Genomic DNA, 19988 nt, shown 5'->3' with positions numbered 1-19988 from the left:
GCTTGCCGACTGACCTGCGGATTTGAGTGACAACCATGCCAAAACGTACAGACATTAAAAGCATCCTGATTCTCGGCGCTGGCCCGATCGTGATCGGCCAGGCCTGCGAATTCGACTACTCCGGCGCCCAGGCTTGCAAGGCCCTGCGCGAGGAGGGTTTCCGCGTCATCCTGGTGAACTCCAACCCTGCCACCATCATGACCGACCCGGCCATGGCCGACGCCACCTACATCGAGCCGATCAAGTGGCAGTCCGTTGCCAAGATCATCGAGAAAGAGCGGCCGGACGCGCTGCTGCCGACCATGGGTGGCCAGACCGCACTGAACTGCGCCCTGGACCTGGAGCGCGAGGGCGTCCTGGAGAAATTCGGCGTGGAAATGATCGGCGCCAACGCCGACACCATCGACAAGGCCGAAGACCGTTCGCGTTTCGACAAGGCAATGAAGGCCATCGGCCTGGAATGCCCGCGCTCGGGTATCGCCCACAGCATGGAAGAGGCCAATGCGGTCCTCGAGAAGCTGGGCTTCCCGTGCATCATCCGTCCGTCCTTCACCATGGGCGGTACCGGTGGTGGCATCGCCTACAACCGTGAAGAGTTCGAAGAGATCTGCGCCCGTGGCCTCGACCTGTCGCCGACCAAGGAACTGCTGATCGACGAATCGCTGATCGGCTGGAAAGAGTACGAGATGGAAGTGGTCCGCGACAAAAAGGACAACTGCATCATCGTCTGCTCCATCGAGAACTTCGACCCGATGGGCGTGCACACCGGTGACTCGATCACCGTTGCTCCGGCACAGACCCTGACCGATAAGGAATACCAGATCATGCGCAACGCCTCCCTGGCGGTGCTGCGTGAAATCGGTGTCGAAACCGGCGGTTCCAACGTGCAGTTCGGTATCTGCCCGAACACCGGCCGCATGGTCGTGATCGAAATGAACCCGCGGGTATCCCGTTCCTCCGCACTGGCTTCGAAAGCCACCGGCTTCCCGATCGCCAAGATCGCCGCCAAGCTGGCTGTCGGCTACACCCTCGACGAGCTGCAGAACGACATCACCGGCGGTCGTACCCCGGCGTCCTTCGAGCCATCGATCGACTACGTCGTCACCAAGCTGCCACGTTTCGCCTTCGAGAAATTCCCGAAAGCCGACGCCCGCCTGACCACCCAGATGAAATCCGTGGGTGAAGTCATGGCCATCGGCCGGACCTTCCAGGAGTCACTGCAGAAAGCCCTGCGTGGCCTGGAAGTCGGTGTGTGCGGCCTCGACCCGAAAGTCGACCTGGCCAACCCGGAAACCCCGAGCATCCTCAAGCGCGAGCTGACCGTGCCGGGCGCCGAGCGTATCTGGTACGTGGCCGATGCCTTCCGCGCCGGCATGACCCGCGACGAAATCTTCGCCCTGACCAGCATCGACCACTGGTTCCTGATCCAGATCGAAGACCTGATCAAGGAAGAAGAGAAGGTCAAGACCCTAGGCCTGGCCGCCATCGACAAGCAACTGATGCTGAACCTCAAGCGCAAGGGCTTCTCCGACCAGCGCCTGGCCAAGCTGCTGGGTATCACCGACAAGAACCTGCGTCGCCATCGCCACAAGCTGGAAGTCTTCCCGGTGTACAAGCGCGTGGATACCTGCGCCGCCGAGTTCGCCACCGACACCGCCTACCTGTACTCGACCTACGAGGAAGAGTGCGAGGCCAATCCGTCGACCCGCGACAAGATCATGATCCTGGGCGGCGGTCCGAACCGTATCGGCCAGGGCATCGAGTTCGACTACTGCTGCGTGCATGCCGCGCTGGCACTGCGTGACGACGGTTACGAGACCATCATGGTCAACTGCAACCCGGAAACCGTTTCCACCGACTACGACACCTCCGACCGCCTGTACTTCGAGCCGCTGACCCTGGAAGACGTGCTGGAAGTGGTGCGCGTCGAGAAGCCGAAGGGCGTCATCGTCCACTACGGCGGCCAGACCCCGCTGAAACTGGCTCGCGCCCTGGAAGAGGCCGGTGTACCGATCATCGGTACCAGCCCTGACGCCATCGACCGTGCCGAAGACCGCGAGCGCTTCCAGCAGATGGTCCAGCGCCTGAACCTGCTGCAGCCGCCAAACGCCACCGTGCGCAGCGAAGACGAAGCCATTCGCGCCGCTGGCGATATCGGCTACCCGCTGGTCGTTCGTCCGTCCTACGTACTGGGCGGTCGCGCCATGGAAATCGTCTACGAGCTGGACGAACTGAAGCGCTACCTGCGTGAAGCGGTCCAGGTCTCCAACGACAGCCCGGTGCTGCTCGACCACTTCCTCAACTGCGCCATCGAGATGGACGTGGATGCGGTCTGCGACGGCACCGACGTGGTCATCGGCGCGATCATGCAGCACATCGAGCAGGCCGGTGTTCACTCCGGTGACTCTGCATGCTCGCTGCCGCCGTACTCGTTGCCTGCCCATGTGCAGGACGAAGTCCGCGAGCAGGTCAAGAAGATGGCCCTGGAGCTGGGCGTTGTCGGCCTGATGAACGTGCAGCTGGCGCTGCAGGGCGACAAGATCTACGTGATTGAAGTCAACCCGCGCGCTTCGCGGACCGTGCCTTTCGTTTCGAAGTGCATCGGCACCTCGCTGGCGATGATCGCGGCCCGTGTCATGGCCGGTAAGACCCTGAAAGAGCTGGGCTTCACCAAGGAAATCATTCCTAACTTCTACAGCGTCAAGGAAGCGGTGTTCCCGTTCGCCAAGTTCCCTGGGGTTGACCCGATCCTCGGCCCTGAGATGAAATCCACCGGCGAAGTCATGGGTGTCGGCGACAGCTTCGGTGAAGCCTTCGCCAAGGCCCAGATGGGTGCCAGCGAAGTGCTGCCGACCGGCGGTACCGCGTTCATCAGCGTGCGTGACGACGACAAGCCGCAAGTGGCCGGCGTTGCCCGCGACCTGATTGCCCTGGGCTTCGAAGTGGTCGCAACTGCCGGAACCGCGAAGATCATCGAGGCGGCCGGCCTGAAAGTGCGTCGCGTGAACAAGGTGACCGAAGGGCGTCCGCACGTGGTCGACATGATCAAGAACGACGAAGTGTCGCTGATCATCAACACCACCGAAGGTCGCCAGTCGATCGCCGATTCCTACTCGATTCGCCGCAATGCGTTGCAGCACAAGATCTACTGCACCACCACCATTGCGGCCGGTGAAGCTATCTGCGAAGCGCTGAAGTTCGGTCCGGAAAAGACCGTTCGCCGCTTGCAGGATCTGCATGCAGGACTCAAAGCATGAGCATTACCAAGTACCCGATGACCGTCCAGGGCGCTCGCGCCCTGGAAGACGAACTGACCTTCCTCAGCAAGACCGAGCGCCCACGCCTGAGCCAGGCGATCGGTGAAGCGCGGGAGCTGGGCGATCTCAAGGAAAACGCCGAATACCACGCCGCTCGTGAAGAGCAGGGCATGGTCGAGGCGCGGATCCGCGACATCGAAGGCCGTCTGCAGAACTCGGTGGTGATCGACGTCACCACCATCGCCCATACCGGCAAGGTGATTTTCGGTACCACCGTGGATCTGGAAAACACCGAGACCGGCGATCAGGTGACCTACCAGATCGTTGGCGAGGACGAGGCTGATATCAAGAAAGGCAAGCTCTCCGCGAGCGCGCCGATCGCCCGCGCCATCATCGGCAAGGAAGAAGGCGATGTGGTCGTGGTGAAAACCCCGAGCGGCACGGTCGAGTACGAGATTGTCGAAGTCAAGCACATCTGACGACAGCCTCTCCGGGCCTTGCGTCGAAGCCATCCTCTGGCAACTGGCCCAGGTATTCTGGGTCGGTGGCCTTTGGGTGTTTCATGTCGGCCTGGTGCCGGCGTTGAAGGTCAGCAGCCTGGCGCCCCTGCTGATAGAGGACATCTCTATCCAGATCGACCGCTGGTTGATCGGTGTGGCGGCGCTGGGATTGTTGACGCAATTGGCCGTGCTGGTGCGGCTGAAGGGATTGCCGGCTTGCTGGCGGCTGTTCAGCGGCAAGTTGCTGCTGGTCGGTTTCACCGCTTGCATCGGCTATTACACCTTGCGCTACGGCTTCTCGGCCGGTGCGCGCTGGCAGGTGTTCTGCTTCGTCGTGCTGGGGCTCAGCGGCATTGCGCTGGTGGCCCAGCCTGTCCCGACCAGGGCGCGCTAAGACGCGCCGCTGACCGGTATCACCGTTACTTGTAGCGGTGGATATTGGACAGTTGCTTGTTCGGTTGCGGGTTACGGCGATACAGCAGGACCATCTTGCCGATGATCTGTACCTGTTCGGCTCGGCCGATCTTGCTCAGTTCATCCATGACTGCCCGACGTTCTTCCCGGTCTTCGAGCTTGACCTGCACCTTGATCAGTTCATGATCTACCAGGGCACGCTCGAGTTCGGCGAGGACACCTTCGGTCAAGCCATTGCCCGCCACGATCAGGACCGGTTTCAGGTCGTGACCAATGGATTTGTACTGTTTCTTCTGCTCGTTATTGAGCGGCATAATCTGACCCTTTCGTCTGGATTCTGTAAAAATGGCGGCCATTTTACCCGAGGGCCCGTGGCTCCGCCCAGTCAATCACGACGCTTAATCATCGAGGTGCCCAGTGGCGCAGCGTTCCAAGAGCAGCCATAACTGGCTGAGAGAGCATTTCAACGATCCTTTCGTCAAACAGGCGCAAAAGGACGGCTACCGCTCGCGCGCGAGCTACAAACTGCTGGAAATCCAGGAAAAGGACCGCTTGATCCGCCCGGGCATGAGCGTGATCGACCTCGGCGCCGCGCCGGGTGGCTGGTCCCAGGTCACCAGCCGGCTGATCGGCGGGCAAGGTCGGCTGATCGCTTCCGACATCCTGGAAATGGACAGCATTCCCGACGTGACCTTCATCCAGGGCGATTTCACCCAGGACGAAGTGCTTGCGCAGATTCTCGAGGCCGTAGGTAATTCACAGGTGGACCTTGTGATTTCGGATATGGCCCCCAACATGAGTGGTACGCCTGCTGTCGATATGCCGCGGGCGATGTTCCTTTGTGAGCTGGCCCTTGATCTGGCCAGTCGCGTCCTGCGTCCAGGTGGGGATTTTCTGATCAAGATCTTCCAGGGTGAAGGCTTCGATACCTATTTGAAGGACGTTCGTCAGAAATTCGACAAGGTCCAGATGCGCAAGCCGTCGTCGTCACGTGATCGCTCGCGTGAGCAATACCTTCTGGCGAGGGGCTACCGCGGCGAATAACGCGGCGGTTTAACGCGGTACCGATAGTATTTTCCAATCGGTCTCCCTGCGTGGTGTGGATGAATATCGTGTAGTCTGGATTCACAAAGGGTTACAGACGGCGCCAACAGCCGTTGTAGGAATGTAGTAAGTTAAGCCGCTGATTATCATGCGAGGCACGGTTGCGCCTAAACCTGCTTCAGAGGGTAGCGAATTGAACGATATGGCAAAGAATTTGATCCTGTGGTTGATCATCGCGGCGGTCCTGGTGACGGTGATGAACAACTTCTCCAGCCCGAATGAGCCGCAGACCCTCAACTATTCCGACTTCATCCAGCAAGTCAAGGATGGCAAGGTCGAGCGCGTCACGGTCGACGGTGCTGTCATTACCGGCAAGCGCAGCGACGGCGATACCTTCAAGACCATCCGTCCGGCGATCCAGGACAACGGCCTGATTGGCGACCTGGTCGACAATCACGTGGTGATCGAAGGTCGTCAACCCGAGCAGCAGAGCATCTGGACCCAGTTGCTCGTAGCCAGCTTCCCGATCCTGGTGATCATCGCGGTATTCATGTTCTTCATGCGCCAGATGCAGGGCGGTGCCGGCGGCAAGGGCGGCCCGATGAGCTTCGGCAAGAGCAAGGCGCGCCTCTTGTCCGAAGACCAGGTCAAGACGACCCTGGCCGATGTCGCCGGTTGCGACGAAGCCAAGGAAGAAGTCGGCGAGCTGGTCGAGTTCCTGCGTGATCCGGGCAAGTTCCAGCGCCTGGGTGGTCGTATCCCGCGCGGCGTGCTGATGGTCGGCCCTCCGGGTACCGGCAAGACCCTGCTGGCCAAGGCCATTGCAGGTGAGGCCAAGGTGCCGTTCTTCACCATTTCCGGTTCGGACTTCGTGGAAATGTTCGTCGGTGTCGGTGCCAGCCGTGTGCGCGACATGTTCGAACAGGCCAAGAAGCACGCACCGTGCATCATCTTCATCGACGAGATCGACGCCGTGGGTCGCCATCGTGGTGCCGGCATGGGCGGCGGTCACGACGAACGCGAGCAGACCCTCAACCAGTTGCTGGTAGAGATGGATGGCTTCGAAATGAACGATGGCATCATCGTCATCGCTGCCACCAACCGTCCTGACGTGCTTGACCCGGCGCTGCTGCGTCCCGGTCGCTTCGACCGCCAGGTGGTGGTCGGCCTGCCGGATATCCGCGGTCGCGAACAGATCCTCAAGGTCCACATGCGCAAGGTGCCGATCGGCGACAACGTCAACCCGGCGGTCATCGCGCGCGGTACACCTGGCTTCTCCGGTGCCGACCTGGCCAACCTGGTCAACGAGGCCTCGCTCTTCGCCGCCCGCGGTGGCAAGCGCGTGGTGGAGATGAAGGAGTTCGAGCTGGCCAAGGACAAGATCATGATGGGCGCCGAGCGCAAGACCATGGTCATGTCGGAGAAAGAGAAACAGAACACTGCCTACCACGAGGCGGGCCACGCCATCGTCGGTCGCATCGTTCCCGAGCATGATCCGGTGTACAAGGTTTCGATCATCCCGCGCGGTCGTGCGCTGGGCGTGACCATGTTCCTGCCGGAAGAAGACCGCTACAGCCTGTCCAAGCGCGCGCTGATCAGCCAGATCTGCTCGCTGTACGGCGGCCGTATCGCCGAAGAGATGACCCTGGGCTTCGACGGCGTGACCACCGGCGCCTCCAACGACATCATGCGTGCCAGCCAGATCGCACGGAACATGGTGACCAAGTGGGGGCTGTCGGAAAAGCTCGGGCCGCTGATGTACGCCGAGGAAGAGGGCGAAGTGTTCCTGGGCCGAGGCTCTAGTGGCCAGCACACCAATGTGTCGGGCGAGACCGCCAAGCTGATCGACTCCGAGGTGCGCAGCATCATCGACCAGTGCTATGCCACTGCCAAGCAGATCCTCACGGACAACCGTGACAAGCTCGACGCCATGGCCGATGCGCTGATGAAGTACGAAACCATCGACGCCGACCAGATCGACGACATCATGGCAGGTCGTACACCGCGCGAGCCGCGGGACTGGGACAACGATTCCGGTACTTCGGGCACCGCTGCATCCCAGGGTGACCGTCCCGAGTCCCCTATCGGTGGTCCGGCTGCGCAACACTAAGGGCTGACATGACTTCACAGCAGTACCCAACCCGGTTGCCTTGCGGCAACCGGGTTCTCGACCTTTCCCGTACCCATGTCATGGGTATCCTCAATATCACTCCGGATTCCTTCTCCGATGGCGGCCGCTTCACCCAGCGTGATGCGGCCTTGCGTCATGCCGAGACAATGGTTGCGGCAGGAGCGACGCTGATCGACGTCGGTGGCGAGTCCACTCGGCCCGGTGCGCGGGTGGTGACGGCGCTCGAAGAGCTGGAGCGCGTTGCGCCCATCGTCGAAGCACTCAATCGCGAGCTGGATGTGGTGATCTCAGTGGACACGTCCACGCCGGCGGTCATTCGCGAGTCGGCGCGGCTGGGGGCTGGGTTGATCAACGATGTCCGCTCGCTGTCACGGGATGGCGCCCTGGATGCGGCGGCGGCCACCGGCTTGCCGGTATGCCTGATGCATATGCGCGGGGAGCCCGGAAACATGCAGGACGACCCGCATTACGAAGACGTGACTGCCGAGGTTGGCCGCTATCTTGAAGCGCGTATGGCTGCCTGTGCGGCGGTCGGCATCGAGGCGGAACGCATTATTCTTGATCCGGGCTTCGGCTTTGCCAAAACCTTGGAGCATAATCTTAGTCTGTTCAAGCACATGGACAGCTTGCAGCGCCTGGGACGCCCGCTGTTGGTGGGCGTTTCACGCAAGAGCATGATCGGCCTGACCCTCAACCGGCCAGTAAACGAGCGGATGTACGGCAGCCTGGCGCTGGCTGCCTTGGCGATGACAAAAGGGGCCGCGATCCTGCGTGTCCATGATGTCGCTGAAACCGTCGATGTCGTACGGATGATCGCCGCAGTACAAAACGCCGAATAAAGAATGACGGAGCATTTATGAGCAGAAAATATTTTGGTACCGACGGCATTCGCGGCCGCGTCGGGGAATACCCGATCACCCCTGATTTCATGCTCAAGCTTGGCTGGGCGGCGGGCATGGCATTCCGCAAGCAGGGCAACTGCCGGGTACTGGTGGGCAAGGACACACGCATTTCCGGGTACATGTTCGAGTCGGCGCTGGAAGCCGGGCTGTCCGCCGCCGGGGCGGACGTCCTGCTGCTGGGTCCGATGCCGACCCCGGCCATTGCCTATCTGACCCGGACCTTCCACGCCGAAGCCGGTATCGTGATCAGCGCGTCGCACAATCCGCACGACGACAACGGCATCAAGTTCTTCTCCGGGCAGGGCACCAAGCTGCCGGATGAGGTCGAACTGATGATCGAGGAGTTGCTCGACCAGCCGATGACCGTGGTCGAGTCCAGCAAGCTGGGCAAGGTTTCGCGGATCAACGACGCGGCGGGCCGCTATATCGAGTTCTGCAAGAGCAGCGTGCCGAGCAGTACCGACTTTTCCGGGCTCAAGCTGGCCATCGACTGTGCCCACGGCGCAACCTACAAGGTAGCGCCCAGCGTGTTCCGGGAGCTGGGCGCCGATGTCACGGTGCTTGCCAACCAGCCCGATGGGCTGAATATCAACGAAAACTGCGGCTCCACCCACATCGAGTCATTGCAGGCGGCGGTCCTGGTCGGGCATGCCGACCTCGGCATTGCCTTCGATGGTGACGGTGATCGCGTGCTGATGGTGGATCACACCGGTGCCATCGTCGATGGTGACGAACTGCTGTTCATCATCGCTCGTGATCTGCAGGAGCGCGGCAAGCTGCAAGGTGGCGTGGTCGGGACGCTGATGAGCAACCTTGGCCTGGAGCTGGCCTTGAAGGACCTCGACATTCCGTTCGTACGTGCCAAGGTCGGCGACCGCTATGTCATGTCCGAGCTGCTCGAGCGCGACTGGATCATCGGCGGCGAGAACTCCGGGCATGTCGTGTGCTGCAGCCACACCACCACCGGCGATGCGATCATCGCGGCATTGCAGGTGCTGATGGCCCTCAAGCGTCGCGGCGAGACCCTGGCACAAGCCCGCCAGGCCGTGCGCAAATGTCCGCAGGTGTTGATCAACGTGCGTTTCGGCGCCAGCAAGGTCGACCCGCTGGAGCATCCTGACGTGAAGGCTGCTTGCGAGCGTGTCACCGAGGAGATGGCCGGGCGTGGCCGCGTGTTGCTGCGCAAGTCCGGAACAGAGCCTCTGGTGCGCGTAATGGTCGAAGGTGACGACGAATCCCAGGTGCGTGGCCATGCCGAAGCGCTGGCAAAACTGGTAAGTGAAGTTTGCGTTTGATTTACGCTTGCCAGTGATGAATTGGTTGGGTAACATCTGCGCCCACTTTGACCCACGAGGTAAAGCATGCGTCGCCCAATGGTAGCTGGTAACTGGAAAATGCACGGTACCCGCGCCAGCGTCGCTGAGCTGATCAAGGGCTTGAGCAATCAGGTCCTGCCGAGCGGTGTTGATGTCGCGGTGTTCCCACCGAGTCTGTTCATCAGCCAGGTGATCGAGGGGCTGGAAGGCAAATCGATCGTGGTAGGTGCGCAGAACGCTGCGGTGGAGTCCCAGCAAGGGGCTCTGACCGGAGAGGTGGCGCCGAGTCAGTTGGTCGATGCCGGTTGCAAGCTGGTGTTGATCGGTCACTCGGAGCGGCGGCAGATCCTGGGCGAGCAGGACTCGACCCTGATCCGGAAGTTCGCAGCGGCACAGTCCTGTGGCTTGAAGCCGGTGTTCTGTGTAGGGGAAACCCTCGAAGAGCGTGAAGCGAACAAAACGCTCGAGGTTGTGGGGCGTCAGTTGGACAGCATCATCGACCAACTGGGTATTTCTGCTTTTGCAGATGCGATTATCGCTTATGAGCCTGTATGGGCCATCGGCACTGGCCTGACGGCCACTCCGCAACAGGCGCAGGATGTGCATAAAGCCATTCGCGACCAGTTGGCGGCGAAGGATCCGGAAGTTGCGCAAAATACGCGGCTTCTATACGGCGGCAGCGTGAAGGCGGCCAATGCGGCTGAGCTGTTCGGCATGCCGGATATCGATGGGGGCCTGATTGGTGGGGCTTCCCTGAACGCAGACGAATTCGGTGCAATTTGTCGCGCCGCAGGAAACTGAAAAATGCTGGAAACAGTTATTGTCGTTCTTCATCTGTTGGGCGCACTGGGCTTGGTAGTACTGGTTCTGCTGCAACAGGGTAAAGGTGCGGAAGCGGGTGCATCTTTCGGCGCAGGTGCTTCAAATACTGTGTTCGGAAGCCAAGGTTCCGCTACCTTTTTGAGTAAGTTTACTGCTATACTAGCTGCCTCTTTCTTCTTAACTGCTCTTGGGTTAGGATACTTTGCTAAAGAGAAAGCTCATCAGCTGACTCAAGCAGGTTTGCCAGATCCAGCGGTTCTGGAAGTACAGCAGAACAAACCGGCAACAGATGATGTACCGGTGCTCCAGGGGCAACAGCAACAGAAGAACGAAGCTGGCAACAACAGCGATGTTCCTCAGGCTCCAGAGCAGAAGTAACGGGTTTCAAAGTAGTATTGCCGAGGTGGTGGAATTGGTAGACACGCAACCTTGAGGTGGTTGTGCCCATAGGGTGTAGGGGTTCGAGTCCCCTTCTCGGTACCAATTGAAGCATGGGAGCCCGCACTAGCGGGCTTTCTTGCAGGTGGAGGTTGATTGACCCTCCCGGGGTTCGGTCGTATACTTTCGCCCCAGCTTTGTCGCGGGGTGGAGCAGTCTGGTAGCTCGTCGGGCTCATAACCCGAAGGTCGTTGGTTCAAATCCAGCCCCCGCAACCAGTTTTAGCGGAGCCCCTTTTCAGGGGCTTTTTGTTAGCTAAACAGTTCTCAGGCGCCACATTCCACGGCGCATTTCACGATGGGCGCTTGCCCATTTTTTATTTGCACAGCATGCACGAGGGGGTTCAGGTGTCGAGCAAGCTAGAACAGTTGCAGGCCTTGTTGGCCCCGGTAGTCGAAGCGCTTGGCTATCAATGCTGGGGGATCGAGTTCATTTCCCAGGGCAAGCATTCGGTACTGCGTATCTATATCGACAAAGAGGACGGCATCCTGGTGGATGACTGCGAAGTCGTCAGTCGCCAGGTCAGCGGTATTCTGGACGTTGAAGATCCCATCAGCACCGAATACACCCTGGAAGTCTCCTCTCCTGGCATGGATCGCCCGCTGTTCACCCTTGAACAGTTTGCTTCGCATGCCGGCGAACAAGTGAAGATCAAGCTGCGTACGCCCTTCGAAGGTCGTCGTAACTTTCAAGGCCTGATCCGTGGTGTTGAGGAGCAGGATGTCGTGGTCCAGGTGGACAATCACGAATTCCTGCTGCCCATCGACTCGATCGACAAGGCCAACATTATTCCCAGTTTTGACTGAGACATGCCGGAGCTGCGGTTGACGCGGTTCCAATGGCTTGCGAAAGGCGAGGCGTACGATGAGCAAAGAAGTACTGCTGGTTGTTGAGTCGGTATCCAATGAAAAGGGTGTACCGGCGGGCGTGATTTTCGAAGCGCTGGAGGTGGCCCTGGCCACTGCAACCAAAAAACGTTTTGAAGACGAAGTCGACCTGCGTGTGGAAATCAACCGCCACACCGGTAACTACGAGACCTTCCGTCGCTGGACCGTGGTCGAGGACGAAGACCTCGACGATCCGGCCATCGAGCTGGCGGTAGACCAGGCCCAGGCCAAAAAGCCGGGCGCAGTGGCGGGCGACATCATCGAAGAGAAGATCGAGTCCATCGAGTTCGGTCGTATCGCAGCCCAGACCGCCAAGCAGGTCATCGTGCAGAAGGTTCGCGAAGCCGAGCGTGCACAGGTCGTCGACGCTTATCGCGAGCGCCTGGGCGAAATCATCTCCGGCACCGTGAAGAAGGTGACCCGCGACAACGTCATCGTTGACCTGGGTAACAACGCCGAAGCCCTGCTGGCTCGCGAAGACATCATTTCCCGCGAGACCTTCCGCGTCGGCGTTCGCGTTCGTGCGCTGCTCAAGGAGATCCGCACCGAGAACCGCGGTCCGCAGCTGATCCTGTCGCGTACCGCGCCGCAGATGCTGATCGAACTGTTCCGCATCGAAGTGCCGGAAATCGCCGAGGGCCTGATCGAAGTGATGGGTGCGTCCCGCGACCCGGGCTCCCGCGCCAAGATCGCCGTCCGCTCCAAGGACAAGCGTATCGACCCGCAAGGCGCCTGCATCGGCATGCGCGGTTCGCGCGTCCAGGCCGTTTCCGGCGAACTGGGTGGCGAGCGGGTCGACATCGTGCTTTGGGACGACAACCCGGCGCAGTTCGTCATCAATGCCATGTCGCCTGCCGAAGTGGCGGCGATCATCGTTGATGAAGACGCCCACGCGATGGACATCGCCGTGGCTGCCGACAACCTGGCCCAGGCCATTGGCCGAGGTGGCCAGAACGTGCGCCTGGCGAGCCAACTGACCGGCTGGACCCTGAACGTGATGACCGAATCGGACATCCAGGCCAAGCAGCAAGCCGAGACTGGCGACATCCTGCGCAACTTCATCGAAGAGCTGGAAGTCGACGAAGAACTGGCCCAGGTGCTGGTTGACGAGGGCTTCACCAGCCTTGAAGAAATTGCCTACGTACCGCTGGAAGAAATGCTCAACATCGATGGCTTCGACGAGGAAATCGTCAACGAGCTTCGCGCTCGGGCCAAGGACCGCCTGTTGACCAAAGCCATCGCTACCGAGGAAAAACTGGCAGACGCCCACCCGGCCGAAGACCTGCTCTCCCTCGAGGGCATGGACAACGACCTGGCAGCGGAACTGGCGGTGCGCGGCGTGGTTAACCGCGAAGACCTGGCCGAGCAGTCGATTGACGACCTGCTCGACATCGACGGCATCGACGAAGAGCGTGCCGGCAAGTTGATCATGGCCGCCCGAGCCCACTGGTTCGAGTAAGCAGGCTGGCCTGAGGAGAGAAGTGCATGACGCAAGTCACGGTGAAAGAATTGGCCCAAGAGGTCGCTGCACCGGTAGAGCGCCTGCTGCAGCAGATGCGTGAGGCAGGTCTGCCGCACACCGACGCCGGTCAGCTGGTGAGCGATAGTGAAAAGCAGGCTCTGCTGACCCATTTGAAAAGCAGTCACAAGGCGAAAGTGGAAGAACCGCGCAAGATCACCTTGCAGCGCAAGACCACCAGCACCCTGCGTGTTGCCGGCAGCAAGAGCATCAGCGTAGAAGTACGCAAGAAGAAGGTTTTCGTCCAGCGCAGCCCGGAAGAGATCCAGGCCGAGCAGAAACGCGAGCTGGAAGAGCGTCGCGCCGTCGAAAACGCAGCCCGGGAGAAGTCCGAGGCCGAAGCGCGTCAACGCGCCGAGGAAGAGGCTCGTCGCCAGGCGGCTGCCGACAAGGCTGCAGCGCCCGCAGCGCCAGCTCCGGTCGCCCAGCCAGCCGCTCCGGCGCCTGCCCCGGCAGCTGTCGAGGCTGCTGCTCCGGCTCCGACCGCCGACCGCAAGAAAGACGACAACCGTCGCAACGACCGTACCCGTGACGACGACCGTCGCGGTGGCGAGCGTCGCAACGAAGCGCCGCGCGTTTCGGTCAAGGTCAAGGAGAAAGAGAAAGCTCCGACCCCTCGTGCTGCCCCGCGTACCACCGACGAGGAAAGCGATGGCTTCCGTCGTGGCGGCCGCGGCAAGGCCAAGCCGAAGAAGCGCAACGCCCATGGTTTCCAGAGCCCGACCGGTCCGGTTATCCGCGACGTGACCATCGGCGAGACCATTACCGTCTCCGAACTGGCGCAACAGATGTCGGTCAAGGCCGCTGAAGTCGTCAAGTTCATGTTCAAGCTGGGCACTCCGGTGACCATCAACCAGGTGCTCGACCAGGAGACCGCTCAACTGGTCGCCGAAGAGCTGGGTCACAAGGTTACCCTGATCAGTGACACCGCCCTGGAAGACTCCCTGGCCGAATCGCTGAAGTTCGAAGGCGAGAGCGTTTCCCGTGCGCCGGTCGTGACCGTCATGGGCCACGTCGACCACGGCAAGACCTCGCTGCTCGACTACATCCGTCGTGCGAAGGTCGCTGCCGGCGAGGCTGGTGGTATCACCCAGCACATCGGTGCCTACCACGTGGAAACCGACCGCGGCATGGTCACCTTCCTCGACACCCCGGGCCACGCCGCGTTTACTGCCATGCGTGCCCGTGGTGCCAAGGCTACCGATATCGTGATCCTGGTGGTTGCGGCGGACGACGGCGTGATGCCGCAGACCGTCGAAGCCGTCCAGCACGCCAAGGCTGCCGGCGTACCGCTGGTGGTTGCGGTGAACAAGATCGACAAGCCGGGTGCCGACCTCGATCGCATCCGCAACGAACTGGCCGTTCACGGCGTGACCTCCGAGGACTGGGGTGGCGACACTCCGTTCGTCAAGGTTTCGGCGAAGATGGGTACCGGTGTCGACGAACTGCTCGAAGCCGTTCTGCTGCAGGCCGAGATCCTCGAGCTCAAGGCGATGCCTACCGCTCCAGGTCGTGGTGTCGTGGTCGAATCGCGTCTGGACAAGGGCCGCGGCCCGGTCGCTACCGTGCTGGTTCAGGACGGTACCCTGCGTCAGGGCGACATGGTCCTCTGCGGCTCCAACTACGGTCGCGTTCGCGCCATGCTCGACGAGAACGGCAAGCCTGTTAAGGAAGCCGGCCCGTCGATCCCGGTCGAGATCCTCGGCCTGGACGGCACTCCGGATGCCGGTGACGAACTGAGCGTTGTGGCTGACGAGAAGAAGGCCCGTGAAGTCGCGCTGTTCCGCCAAGGCAAGTTCCGCGAAGTCAAACTGGCTCGCGCCCATGCCGGCAAGCTGGAAAACATCTTCGAAAGCATGGGCCAGGAAGAGAAGAAGACCCTCAACATCGTCCTCAAGGCCGACGTTCGTGGTTCTCTCGAAGCCCTGCAGGGCTCCCTCGGTGGCCTGGGCAACGACGAAGTGCAGGTTCGCGTGGTCGCTGGCGGTGTCGGTGGTATCACCGAGAGCGACGCCAACCTGGCGCTGGCTTCGAATGCGGTCCTGTTCGGCTTCAACGTGCGTGCCGATGCCGGTGCGCGCAAGATCGTCGAGCAGGAAGGTCTGGATATGCGTTACTACAACGTGATCTACGACATCATCGAAGACGTCAAGAAGGCCCTGACCGGCATGCTCGGCAGCGATGTTCGCGAGAACATCCTGGGCGTCGCCGAAGTGCGTGACGTGTTCCGTTCGCCGAAGTTCGGCGCCATCGCCGGTTGCATGGTCGTGGAAGGTACGGTCTACCGTAACCGCCCGATCCGTGTACTGCGCGAAGACGTGGTTATCTTCGAAGGCGAGCTGGAATCGCTGCGTCGCTTCAAGGATGACGCGTCCGAAGTCCGTAACGGCATGGAGTGCGGTATTGGCGTCAAGAGCTACAACGACGTCAAGATCGGCGACAAGATCGAGGTCTTCGAGAAAGTCCAGGTGGCTCGTACGCTCTGATGCGCGAGCTTGGAAGCGCCAGGCAGGTGGCCGCATGGCCCCGCTGGATGCTCTGAACGCAACGCCCGGTCAGGCTTCATGCCTGGCCGGGCGTTTGCCGCTTTAGTTACAGGTAGCAAGACATGGCAAAAGAATATAGCCGTACCCAACGTATCGGCGATCAGATGCAGCGCGAGCTGGCCCAGCTGATTCGTCGTGAAGTGAAAGACCCGCGCGTCGGCCTGGTCACCATCACCGCCGTCGATGTCAGTCGCGATGTCGGCCATGCCAAGGTGTTCATCACCGTCATGGGCCAGGAAGGCGACGATGCGATCCAGCAAAGCCTGAAGGTCCTCAACTCCGCCGCCGGCTTCCTGCGCATGCAGCTCGGTCGCGAAATGAAGCTGCGCAGCGTGCCGCAACTGCATTTCCACTATGACGAAAGCGTCAGCCGCGGTGCCCACCTGTCGGCCCTGATCGAGCGCGCCGTTGCCGAGGACAGCCTGCACCAGAGCGCCAACGCTCCGGACAGCGACAAGGAGTAACCGGTGGCCCAGGTCAAACGCATCCGCCGTAACGTCAGCGGCATCATCCTGCTCGACAAACCATTGGGGTTCACGTCCAACGCCGCGTTGCAGAAGGTCCGCTGGCTGCTCAACGCCGAGAAGGCCGGACACACCGGCAGCCTCGATCCGCTGGCTAGTGGCGTTCTGCCGCTGTGCTTTGGCGAAGCCACCAAGTTCTCCCAGTACCTGCTCGATTCCGACAAAGGCTACGAGACGGTCATGCAACTGGGTCAGACCACCAGTACTGCGGATGCCGAAGGCGAAGTGCTGCGCACCCGCGATGTGACCGTTGGTCGCGCGGACATTGAAGCGGTTCTGCCACGATTCCGTGGTGAAATCAGCCAGATACCGCCGATGTACTCGGCTCTCAAGCGTGATGGCCAGCCGCTGTACAAACTGGCCCGTGCAGGGGAAGTAGTGGAGCGTGAAGCGCGTTCTGTTACTATTACCCGCTTGGAACTGCTGGAGTGCGAAGGCACCCGGGTTCGCCTGTCGGTCGGCTGCAGCAAAGGCACGTATATCCGCACCCTGGTCGAGGACATCGGCGAGGTACTGGGCTGTGGTGCTTATGTCGCGGAACTGCGCAGGACCCAGGCCGGACCGTTCGAGCTGGCCCAGACCGTGACCCTCGAAGAACTCGAGGCGGCCCACGCCGAAGGTGGCAACGAAGCGATCGATCGCTTCCTGATGCCCTCCGACAGCGGTCTGCAGGACTGGCCGTTGCTGCAGTTCTCCGAGCACAGTGCTTTCTACTGGTTGCATGGTCAGCCGGTACGTTCGCCGGACGCGCCGAAATTCGGCATGGTCCGCGTTCAGGATCACAACGGTCGCTTCATCGGTATCGGTGAAGTGAGCGAAGACGGGCGCATCGCGCCGCGTCGACTGATTCGGTCGGAATGATCGAAACCGTCAGTGCAGGGCCTTGGCCAGGTACTGGGGGGACACGAGGGTGGCTGTCAACAGGCATGGTCACACCTCATTTTCTTAATACAGGGCTTGTCCCTGGCCTGTTGGGAACCTTCGGGTTTCCGTTGATTTGGAGAAAGCCAAATGGCACTCAGCGTTGAAGAAAAAGCTCAGATCGTTGCCGACTATCAGCAAGCCGCCGGCGACACCGGTAGCCCGGAAGTGCAGGTTGCCCTGCTGACCGCCAACATCAACAAGCTGCAAGGCCACTTCAAGGCCAACGGTAAAGACCACCACTCCCGTCGTGGCCTGATCCGCATGGTTAACCAGCGTCGCAAGCTGCTGGACTACCTGAAAGGCAAAGACACCACTCGTTACAGCGCCCTGATCGGTCGTCTGGGTCTGCGTCGCTAATAGCGGCCCGACCAGTGGTGTGCGCGGCGTACTGCGGTCGTCAGCCGGGGGCTTCGGCTCCCCGGCACGCGAACGCACCCCGCGTATCCGAGAGGTTGGTTGGCTGTTCCGCCGGAGCGCTTAGCGCGATGGCAGGGCAGGCTCCCAACCTCTAGTTTTATCTGGACGGTCAATGGGGCCGATTCCCCGTTCTGCCCAAGAATTCGCAAGAACCAGTTCCCCCAAGTGCAACTGAAGAGAAGGTAGGAAACCGTGAACCCGGTAATCAAGAAATTCCAGTTCGGTCAATCGACCGTAACCCTCGAAACGGGCCGTATCGCCCGTCAAGCGTCCGGTGCCGTACTGGTCACCGTCGACAATGATGTCACCGTGCTGGTCACCGTTGTCGGTGCCAAGCAGGCCGACCCGGGCAAGGGCTTCTTCCCGCTGTCCGTCCACTACCAGGAAAAGACCTACGCTGCCGGCAAGATCCCTGGTGGCTTCTTCAAGCGTGAAGGCCGTCCTTCCGAGAAAGAGACCCTGACCTCGCGCCTGATCGACCGTCCGATCCGTCCGCTGTTCCCAGAAGGTTTCATGAACGAAGTGCAGGTCGTCTGCACCGTCGTTTCCACCAGCAAGAAGACCGATCCGGACATCGCTGCGATGATCGGTACCTCGGCTGCGCTGGCCGTTTCCGGTATCCCGTTCGAAGGCCCGATCGGCGCTGCCCGCGTTGCCTTCCACGAAAGCACCGGTTACCTGCTGAACCCGACCTACGAGCAACTGGCTGCCTCCAGCCTGGACATGGTCGTGGCCGGTACTTCCGACGCCGTACTGATGGTTGAATCGGAAGCCAAGGAACTGACCGAAGACCAGATGCTGGGCGCCGTGCTGTTCGCCCACGACGAATTCCAGGCCGTGATCCAGGCCGTCAAGGAATTCGCCGCCGAAGCCGCCAAGCCGACCTGGGACTGGAAACCAGCGGTTGCCAACACCGAACTGCTGAACGCCGTTCGTGCCGAGTTCGGCGAGGCCGTTTCCCAGGCCTACACCATCACCGTCAAGGCCGACCGTTACGCCCGCCTGGGCGAGCTGCGCGACCAGGCGGTCGCCAGGTTCTCCGGCGAAGAAGGCCAGCCAGGCGCTGGTGAAGTGAAGGACATCTTCGGCGAGATCGAATACCGCACCGTTCGCGAAAACATCGTCAACGGCAAGCCACGTATCGACGGCCGCGACACCAAGACCGTTCGCCCGCTGAACATCGAAGTCGGTGTTCTGCCGAAAACCCACGGTTCCGCACTGTTCACCCGTGGCGAGACCCAGGCCCTGGTCGTTGCAACCCTGGGTACTGCCCGTGACGCACAGTTGCTGGACACCCTGGAAGGCGAGAAGAAAGACCCCTTCATGCTGCACTACAACTTCCCTCCGTTCTCGGTGGGCGAGTGTGGTCGCATGGGCGGTGCCGGCCGTCGCGAAATCGGTCACGGCCGTCTGGCCCGTCGTTCGGTCCAGGCCATGCTGCCGGCTGCCGACGAATTCCCGTACACCATCCGCGTCGTATCGGAAATCACCGAATCCAACGGCTCCAGCTCCATGGCTTCGGTCTGCGGTGCTTCCCTGGCCCTGATGGACGCCGGTGTACCGATGAAGGCGCCAGTTGCCGGTATCGCCATGGGCCTGGTGAAGGAAGGCGAGAAGTTCGCCATCCTGACCGACATCCTGGGTGACGAAGACCACCTGGGCGACATGGACTTCAAGGTCGCCGGTACCGCCAAGGGCGTTACCGCGCTGCAGATGGACATCAAGATCAACGGCATCACCGAAGAGATCATGGAAATCGCCCTGGGCCAGGCCCTTGAAGCGCGCCTGAACATCCTCGGCCAGATGAACCAGGTCATTGCCCAATCGCGCAGCGAGCTGTCGGAAAACGCGCCGACCATGATCGCGATGAAGATCGACACCGACAAGATCCGTGACGTCATCGGCAAAGGCGGCGCGACCATCCGTGCCATCTGCGAAGAAACCAAGGCTTCGATCGATATCGAAGACGACGGCTCGATCAAGATCTTCGGTGAAACCAAGGACGCCGCTGAAGCTGCACGCCAGCGCGTACTGAGCATCACCGCCGAGGCCGAGATCGGCAAGATCTACGTCGGCAAGGTAGAGCGCATCGTCGACTTCGGTGCCTTCGTCAACATCCTGCCGGGCAAGGACGGCCTGGTGCATATCTCGATGCTGAGCGACGCTCGTGTCGAGAAGGTCACCGACGTGCTGAAGGAAGGCCAGGAAGTCGAAGTGCTGGTACTGGACGTGGACAACCGCGGCCGTATCAAGCTGTCGATCAAGGACGTTGCTGCTGCCAAGGCATCGGGCGTCTGAGTCCTCGCGACCTTAGCTGAATGAAAGGGCCCTTCGGGGCCCTTTTTTT

At 61.0% G+C, this 19988-nt stretch carries 17 protein-coding genes and 2 tRNA genes; 18 read left to right on the top strand and 1 reads right to left on the bottom strand.

What is annotated here, in order from left to right; translation table 11 throughout:
- Positions 1-35 precede the first annotated feature (35 nt).
- From carB to ACKLLE_RS22265, 3 genes are read left to right on the top strand one after another with little or no spacing between them, the layout of a single operon-like run.
- The gene (gene carB, locus ACKLLE_RS22275) at positions 36-3257 is read left to right on the top strand and encodes a carbamoyl-phosphate synthase large subunit (protein ID WP_009404288.1); all 3222 of its coding nucleotides are present in this window, start codon (positions 36-38) and stop codon (positions 3255-3257) included.
- Positions 3254-3736 carry a transcription elongation factor GreA gene (gene greA / locus ACKLLE_RS22270; protein WP_037061676.1) on the top strand — a complete coding sequence of 161 codons (483 nt, stop codon included), beginning with the start codon at positions 3254-3256 and terminating at the stop codon, positions 3734-3736. Before carB ends, greA begins: the two co-directional genes overlap by 4 nt.
- Positions 3714-4151, top strand: a complete 438-nt coding sequence (locus ACKLLE_RS22265; protein WP_051032725.1) for a hypothetical protein — start codon at positions 3714-3716, stop codon at positions 4149-4151. Before greA ends, ACKLLE_RS22265 begins: the two co-directional genes overlap by 23 nt.
- A gap of 25 nt (positions 4152-4176) precedes the next feature.
- On the opposite strand, the gene yhbY is transcribed toward ACKLLE_RS22265, so the two are convergent.
- Positions 4177-4485, bottom strand: a complete 309-nt coding sequence (gene yhbY / locus ACKLLE_RS22260; RefSeq protein WP_009404291.1) for a ribosome assembly RNA-binding protein YhbY — start codon at positions 4483-4485, stop codon at positions 4177-4179.
- 103 nt (positions 4486-4588) lie between these two features.
- On the opposite strand from yhbY, the gene rlmE reads away from it, so the two are divergent.
- The 15 genes from rlmE to pnp all read left to right on the top strand — a co-directional run bounded on the left by rlmE (position 4589) and on the right by pnp (position 19939).
- The gene (gene rlmE, locus ACKLLE_RS22255) at positions 4589-5215 is read left to right on the top strand and encodes a 23S rRNA (uridine(2552)-2'-O)-methyltransferase RlmE (protein ID WP_009404292.1); all 627 of its coding nucleotides are present in this window, start codon (positions 4589-4591) and stop codon (positions 5213-5215) included.
- A 202-nt stretch (positions 5216-5417) separates the two neighbouring features.
- On the top strand, positions 5418-7325 hold the full coding sequence (gene ftsH / locus ACKLLE_RS22250; RefSeq protein WP_009404293.1) for an ATP-dependent zinc metalloprotease FtsH: 1908 nt from the start codon (positions 5418-5420) through the stop codon (positions 7323-7325).
- A gap of 8 nt (positions 7326-7333) precedes the next feature.
- The gene (folP, locus tag ACKLLE_RS22245) at positions 7334-8185 is read left to right on the top strand and encodes a dihydropteroate synthase (protein WP_064303364.1); all 852 of its coding nucleotides are present in this window, start codon (positions 7334-7336) and stop codon (positions 8183-8185) included.
- A 17-nt stretch (positions 8186-8202) separates the two neighbouring features.
- Positions 8203-9543: a phosphoglucosamine mutase gene (glmM, locus tag ACKLLE_RS22240; RefSeq protein WP_009404295.1), complete on the top strand. Its 1341-nt coding sequence runs from the start codon at positions 8203-8205 to the stop codon at positions 9541-9543.
- A gap of 66 nt (positions 9544-9609) precedes the next feature.
- On the top strand, positions 9610-10365 hold the full coding sequence (tpiA, locus tag ACKLLE_RS22235; protein ID WP_064303365.1) for a triose-phosphate isomerase: 756 nt from the start codon (positions 9610-9612) through the stop codon (positions 10363-10365).
- Positions 10366-10368: 3 nt separating this feature from the next.
- Positions 10369-10764, top strand: coding sequence for a preprotein translocase subunit SecG (gene secG / locus ACKLLE_RS22230; protein WP_009404297.1), 396 nt, complete (start codon positions 10369-10371; stop codon positions 10762-10764).
- A 19-nt stretch (positions 10765-10783) separates the two neighbouring features.
- Positions 10784-10869, top strand: a tRNA-Leu gene (locus ACKLLE_RS22225).
- Between the two features lie 96 nt (positions 10870-10965).
- Positions 10966-11042 (top strand) — tRNA-Met (locus ACKLLE_RS22220).
- 129 nt (positions 11043-11171) lie between these two features.
- The gene (rimP, locus tag ACKLLE_RS22215) at positions 11172-11630 is read left to right on the top strand and encodes a ribosome maturation factor RimP (protein ID WP_009404298.1); all 459 of its coding nucleotides are present in this window, start codon (positions 11172-11174) and stop codon (positions 11628-11630) included.
- Positions 11631-11688: 58 nt separating this feature from the next.
- Positions 11689-13170 (top strand): transcription termination factor NusA, encoded by a 1482-nt coding sequence (gene nusA, locus ACKLLE_RS22210; protein ID WP_009404299.1) that lies wholly within the window; start codon positions 11689-11691, stop codon positions 13168-13170.
- Between the two features lie 26 nt (positions 13171-13196).
- On the top strand, positions 13197-15716 hold the full coding sequence (infB, locus tag ACKLLE_RS22205) for a translation initiation factor IF-2 (protein ID WP_064303366.1): 2520 nt from the start codon (positions 13197-13199) through the stop codon (positions 15714-15716).
- Positions 15717-15838: 122 nt separating this feature from the next.
- Positions 15839-16240, top strand: coding sequence for a 30S ribosome-binding factor RbfA (gene rbfA / locus ACKLLE_RS22200; RefSeq protein WP_420059076.1), 402 nt, complete (start codon positions 15839-15841; stop codon positions 16238-16240).
- 3 nt (positions 16241-16243) lie between these two features.
- Positions 16244-17161: a tRNA pseudouridine(55) synthase TruB gene (truB, locus tag ACKLLE_RS22195; protein ID WP_009404302.1), complete on the top strand. Its 918-nt coding sequence runs from the start codon at positions 16244-16246 to the stop codon at positions 17159-17161.
- 150 nt (positions 17162-17311) lie between these two features.
- Entirely contained in the window at positions 17312-17581 is a 270-nt protein-coding gene (rpsO, locus tag ACKLLE_RS22190; RefSeq protein ID WP_009404303.1) for a 30S ribosomal protein S15, read from the top strand.
- A 252-nt stretch (positions 17582-17833) separates the two neighbouring features.
- Entirely contained in the window at positions 17834-19939 is a 2106-nt protein-coding gene (gene pnp / locus ACKLLE_RS22185) for a polyribonucleotide nucleotidyltransferase (RefSeq protein ID WP_009404304.1), read from the top strand.
- The last annotated feature ends 49 nt before the right edge of the window (positions 19940-19988 follow it).

The sequence above is a fragment of the Pseudomonas bharatica genome (assembly GCF_048586865.1).
Lineage (GTDB): Bacteria > Pseudomonadota > Gammaproteobacteria > Pseudomonadales > Pseudomonadaceae > Aquipseudomonas > Aquipseudomonas bharatica.
This window is presented reverse-complemented; position numbering and strand designations above follow the sequence as displayed.